Source organism: Blautia hansenii, assembly GCF_013304445.1.
Classification (GTDB): Bacteria; Bacillota; Clostridia; order Lachnospirales; family Lachnospiraceae; genus Blautia.
This window is the reverse complement of record NZ_JAAITA010000044.1, coordinates 1-5,386: the sequence shown is the minus strand read 5'-3', so window position 1 is coordinate 5,386 and position 5,386 is coordinate 1. Positions and strand designations below refer to the sequence as shown.

The following is a 5,386-nucleotide window of genomic DNA, read 5'->3' as shown; positions in this document are numbered from 1 at the left end:
AAAGCTTGAAAGTGTAATATTTATAGGGATAATCAAAAATCAGATATAAAGTTTTGTATAAAGACTACGAGATTCCTGTGAAAGAAAATATGAAGGATATATTGGAAGATAAGCCGGACACCATAGAATATGGGCAGGAAGTGAATATTTAAAGGCGTGTAGAGAGGATTTTAAACTTAGCCCAAAAGAATTTTTAGGTTGTAATACTTTTGCAGATTATGAAATTGGAAGGGTTCTTGATGCGGCAGCGCAGTATGAGGAAGAACCGATTATTATTTATACCTCTGATCATGGGGATATGATGTACGGACATTCTCTTACAGGCAAAGGACCTGCTTTATTATGAAGAAATTACACATATTCCACTGATGATTAAAGGATTTGGAAAAGGCGTGGATAAAAATCCGGTTTCTCATATCCATTTAGTGCCTACGATTTTTGATATGTTTGGCGTGCCAATTCCTAAGATGTTTGAAGGAAGAAGTATCTTCGAGGAAGTAAAAAATCCGGAAGTAAGATGCAATGACTATGTATTTATGGAATTCGGACGTTATGAAGTAGATCATGACGGATTTGGAGGTTACCAGCCCCTTAGAGGCGCTTTTGACGGAAGATATAAGATGGTAATCAACCTTATGACCAGCGATGAGCTGTATGCTAAAGTTTGAAATTCAGATAGTTGCCGATTGCAAAGAAACAGGGCTAGTCGGAAAAAATGTCGGAAAAAATGGAATTGATTTTTGGGTTCAAAATATTGATAAAGTTGACTGGACATTATCTTTTGATACAGTAATATTGGGTCATACGAAAATATTAAGCCAATTAGTTGGAAGAGATTGGATTAGAGAAATATTTTTTAAATGTCTCAAATGGAAGAAAAACTTATTTTCATATGATGATTTATCGGATTATAGAGAAGAAATTCAAGAAATGAAAAAAAATGGGCTGAAAGTATACTGGAGTTCTTTGGTATCAGAAGTAGATAAAGAGCATTATATGAATAAGTTATTTCAGTTGAGTGTTCCCACTGTTGCTGTAGTGGGAACAGGTTCTAAACAAGGAAAATTTACTTTACAATTACAATTTAAAAATTTCATGGAGAAATTAGGATATAAAGTGGGATTTTTATCTAGTGAACCAAATGGGGAATTGTTTGGAGCGCATAAGGTTATTCCATTTGGCTATGGTTCTGCAGAAAATATACATGAAAAAGAATTTATTATGGCAGTAAATTATGCTTTGCATGAAATAGAATTGAAAAATCGACCAGATTTATTACTTATGGGTTCACAGTCACATACAGTTCCTTTAAGTATGGGAAATTTGGGATTTTATCCGGTGTATCAACATGGATTTATTTTAGCGGGTGATCCTGATGCATTTATTTTATGCGTTGGACCAGATGATGATATAACTTATATTCAAAGAACGATTAGATATCTTGATTCAGTAGTGTATGGTAAAACATTAGCACTGGTATTATTTCCATTTCGTAATGAAGCACCATCTTCCACGTTAGTAACACATTTGACTCGGATTACAGAAGATGAGGCAATTAAAAAAATAGAAAATATTAGAAAAGAGAGTTTATTGCCGGTATATTGTCCTAACATTTTCGATAAAGATATTGAAAAATTGTGTGAAGAAATTATTGTTTTTTTAAATGTTATGTTTGGTAGGAACTTTAGCGGAGGCTAAATGAAAAAAATTAAAGTTATATTTAAAAGAAGGAAAAGGATAAGATGATGAAACAAGTTATTAAAGATTGGAAGCCAATTTATAAAATAGCAGAAGTATCAGGAGTTTTTCTTGGTGGAATTATGCTGGTACTTATATTTAGAGGCGGGTTTGATGTAATGGAAACGTGGCTACTGCGTATGCTTATAGATGCTGCAAAAGAAAATCAAGCCATCATAGGCATGTGTATATTTTTGGTTTGTTTGATTTTAGCAGAAGGTATCATGGGAATTATATCTGGAATGTGGATTGGTAGGACTGTAATAAAAGGAAGAAAAAATATTCAGGTGTATTTAATGAATAAATTACTGGATTGTCCTCATAGTACTCTTTCAGATATGGGAACAGGAGAAATTTTGACACGTTTGCAAACAGATAGCCGCCAATGTGTGGAAAGTATTCGATACTTTTTACAGACGGTGGTGTATGGGTGGATTCTTTTCATTTGGCCAATTATTATCTGCTTTTTTATAAGCTGGCAATTAACTCTTTTAAGCATCCTTATGGTTCCGCTTATTTTTGTTTGTGCAAAAAAATTCAGTGTCAAGATTGGTGCTGCTTCGGAAGAATTACAAAATAAAGAGGGAAAAGCAAATAAAATATTTCAAGAATGTGTTTGGCAGATACCGACAACAAAAGCATATTCTGCCCAACAAGAATGGACTGGTTATTTAAACCAAACATTTTGTGAATTATATCGGGCAAAAAATAAAAAAGTGTTTTCTCAGTTGGTTTATGAGCCGTTTTTAAATATTATTCAGATACTTCCTCAAATTGTAATTATAGCAGTGGGCGGTTGTTTGCTTATACAGCATAAAGTTACAGTAGGAGATTTATTACTGTTTACTATTTTTTTAGGCTATATTACAAATGGAATGATGGGAATTCCACAATGGTTGGCACAGTATCGACAATTTTCAGGACACAGAAAAAGAATTTTTGAAATTCTGCAAATTCCATTTTTTTCGGGGAAAGACGTGGAAAAGGAAGAAAAGCCGGATATTATTTTAAACAGTATGGAGTTTATGTATGCTAATAGAAAATTCGGGATAAGCGATATTTCAGTAGAAATCGAAAAAGGAATGCATGTTGCCATTGTAGGAGAAAGTGGATGTGGTAAAACAACATTGTTGAAAGCCATTGCCGGTTTAAATAGACCGCAAAAAGGAGAAGCATTTGTATTGGGCTATGATTTATTTCAATGCCGGCCGGAACAACTGTATTGTCATTTAGCATTAGTGTTGCAGGACACGTATTTGTTTCCGGGAACAATCAGAGAAAATCTGATTGCCGGAAACAGGAATATTTCTTTGGAGCAATTAGAAAATGCATGTAAAAAAGCTAAGATATGGGAATGGATTTGCAAGCTTCCGAAAGGACTTGATACAACTCTTTCGGAGTTCTCCAGTAATATTTCAGGAGGACAAAAGCAGCGAATTGGTATTGCAAGGGCAATTTTGCGTAAAGCAGATGTATGGCTTATAGATGAACCTACCAGCTCTTTAGATTATCAGACTGCTCAGGATATTTTAAATAATCTTAGGGATATTACCCGTACATATACGACGGTTACAGTTACTCATGATATGAGCAATATGTCAGAGTATGATTTTATTTTAGTTATGGAAGATGGAAAATTGGTGCAAACAGGAACCCACTTTGAATTGTTGAAAAAAGAAGGTGTTTATGCAAAACTCTATGAAAAGGAGAGAAATGAATAGAAATGGGGAAAATACAGTTATTTGAAAAAAAACACAAGCTGGCGTTGGGGTGTGGATATGTTCTCTATCCATTAGCAAAATGTGGCTCTACCTTACTTTTGGCATCTTTATTTAGCCAAGTGTTTGCCCTTATTACAAATTCCAAAAACCAAAGACAGTTTCTTAGTTTAGTAGCGATAAATCTTCTTTTGGTGGCAGGCTGCATTTTTTTGATGGTTATTTCCAAGTGTATTATTCAAATTTTTTTGAATAAAGCAATTATAGGATTGAAAAAAAATTATGTGACTCATTTGCAAAATATGTCATTAAAAGAATTGCAGGGACAGCATAGTGGACATTGGCTGTCAATTTTAGAAAAAGATATTCAAAAAGTAGAAACATTTTTGGGAACGACAATGATACAGTCTGTTTTGCCCATTGTCATAGGTGGAGTTTGTATTATTTCTATTTTTTTGAAAACATGGCAAATTGGTATGGTAGTTTTAATATTGTCGGTGTCTTCTCAGATAGTAAATAAGTATTATGGAAAAAAACATCGGTATTATCAACAGACAATTGCAGAAGAGGAAGAAAAAATACAGGAATGCGAAACGGATTGTATTGCAGGAGAGGAAACAATTCGTGTATATCAATTAAAAAGCTTTGTATTAGACAAGGTAGAAAAATTATTTTGTAAAGTAAATGAAAAAGAAGATAAATATCTAGAACAAAGAACGCTACATTATTTTATTAGCGGAATTTTAGGAAGCTTAACAATGCTGACACCGATTGCTTATGGCATGTTGCTTGTTTCCAAAGGGGAGTATGAGATTTCAGAAATTATGTATAGTGTTCAGCTTTGTGGAAATGTGGGTTGGTTTTTGGGAAGTATTGCTTCTTCTATAGAAGAAATCAGTAAATACAAGGTTTCTTATAATCGCATCAAACACGTAATAGAAACAGAAGAAGATCAAGTCTGCTTTGTAGAGGAAAAAGAGAAAGGCTACGTGCTAAAAGCAGAAAAGTGGTCAGTGGGATATGGTGATGTAAAAGTTATAAATGAGATTAATTTTCAGGCAGAGAAAGGAAAATACATTGTTATAGCAGGGGAATCAGGAAAAGGCAAGAGTACTTTGCTAAAAGGGATTAAAGGGCTTTTGAAGTCAACAGGAAAGTTGTCATGTAATTTTGAAAATGGAAAATCCGAAGGAGTATTTAACAGTGAAATGATTTATGTCCCTCAAAACGTTGAGCTGTTTGAGGAGTCCTTTTTAAATGTTCTTACATATTGGAAAGAAATACCAATGGAAGAAGTAGAGTTATGTTGTAAAAGATGCTGTATTCACGATTTTATTCAAAAGCAACCGAAGGGGTATGAAACAATGATAAGAGAACGAGGAAGTAACCTTTCAGGCGGACAAAGGCAGAGGCTTGCTATTGCAAGAGCATTGCTTAAAAAGCCTCAAGTATTGTTGTTAGACGAGGCAACTTCTGCTTTAGATGAGAAAACGGAAAGACAGCTTTTTAAGAATATAAGGGAAGCTTATCCACAGATGACAATATTATCTGTTACTCATAGGCTGGGAGAAATGGAAAATGCAGATGAAGTTTGGAAGATGGGAGATAATGTAAAACGTATATAATAGAAATCAATATGTAATGTATGTATATAGGGAGATACTGGCAGAATATAAACTTGCCAGATGTATAGATGCCGTGTGCTTTTCAAAATGGCATATCATAGGGGTGAGTGGCCGTGATTATTTCCATCCAGATATTGTGGAGAATGGTAATATAATAATACACATAAAATTCCCGAAAACTTTATGAAAAATGTAAAAAAGTAATAAAATATGAAAAAAGTACAAGAAAAAATACGCTCATATATAGATAGCCTAGATTATTCACGGCACAGCCGTGAAAGTGGCTGAAAGCCACATAGTTGCTGT

General features: G+C 33.9%; 5 protein-coding genes. All 5 read left to right on the top strand.

The genetic code is table 11. The features are described 5' to 3' along the window. Positions 1-127: 127 nt before the first annotated feature. From G5A70_RS16180 to G5A70_RS15295, 5 genes are read left to right on the top strand one after another with little or no spacing between them, the layout of a single operon-like run. Entirely contained in the window at positions 128-346 is a 219-nt protein-coding gene (locus G5A70_RS16180; RefSeq protein WP_226853760.1) for a sulfatase-like hydrolase/transferase, read from the top strand. A 22-nt stretch (positions 347-368) separates the two neighbouring features. Next, positions 369-668, top strand: coding sequence for a hypothetical protein (locus G5A70_RS15835; protein WP_226853758.1), 300 nt, complete (start codon positions 369-371; stop codon positions 666-668). Then, positions 655-1,698, top strand: a complete 1,044-nt coding sequence (locus G5A70_RS15305) for a DUF1611 domain-containing protein (protein ID WP_173750313.1) — start codon at positions 655-657, stop codon at positions 1,696-1,698. The genes G5A70_RS15835 and G5A70_RS15305 overlap by 14 nt, the downstream gene beginning before the upstream one ends. Before the next feature lie 44 nt (positions 1,699-1,742). Further along, complete coding sequence (locus G5A70_RS15300) at positions 1,743-3,458, top strand: ABC transporter ATP-binding protein (protein ID WP_173750312.1); 1,716 nt, start codon at positions 1,743-1,745, stop codon at positions 3,456-3,458. 2 nt (positions 3,459-3,460) lie between these two features. Continuing rightward, positions 3,461-5,080, top strand: coding sequence for an ABC transporter transmembrane domain-containing protein (locus G5A70_RS15295; protein ID WP_004220940.1), 1,620 nt, complete (start codon positions 3,461-3,463; stop codon positions 5,078-5,080). The last annotated feature ends 306 nt before the right edge of the window (positions 5,081-5,386 follow it).